General features: G+C 44.8%; 1 protein-coding gene and 1 pseudogene. Both read left to right on the top strand.

Annotated features, from left to right (window positions below):
- Positions 1–361 (top strand): YcjX family protein (locus tag R7190_RS29710; RefSeq protein WP_318128977.1); only part of this gene is annotated, 361 nt, incomplete at its 5' end.
- Positions 358–556, top strand: a pseudogene (locus R7190_RS29705) (TIGR01620 family protein); the annotation flags it as partial. The gene R7190_RS29710 and the pseudogene R7190_RS29705, both read left to right, overlap by 4 nt.

Genomic DNA, 556 nt, shown 5'->3' with positions numbered 1-556 from the left:
TCAGCATCCGCACCTTGTCTCTCTACTGCAACAAATGGTGCACCCAGCATGGCAAACCGCTGCTTATGAGAACATTGAAATGAGTTGTATGAGCATTGCTTCCATCCAAGCGACCACTTCTGGGTTTATTACCTCAGGCGACAAAACCATTTCTGCGTTACAAGGGACGACCTTAAACGGTGAGGCAATGACGATGTTCCCAGGAGAGGTGCCGAAGAAGCTACCCAATGCTGCCTATTGGCAAAACAGTGGTTTTGACTTTACTTCCTTCCGTCCTATGCCGTCAGCAAGTGATGAACCGATGAAACACATACGTCTAGATAAAGCACTGGATTATCTGCTAGGAGACAAATTGAAATGAGCGAATTGAAGCAGAAACAAATTTTCTCTGAAAAAGCACTAGAGAAAGAGCAGCAATCGGATTCACCAGAGTTAACGGCGCAAAAGACATTCAGTGAAAAAGAAACTTTTGTACCAGTGAAGATAGAAGAAGATCGAATTGAAACCGAACAAGAACTGCAACTTGAACATGTGATTCGCCCTAGGCCGGGCAGAA

Source organism: Vibrio sp. 1078-1 (genome assembly GCF_033340475.1).
This window is presented reverse-complemented; position numbering and strand designations above follow the sequence as displayed.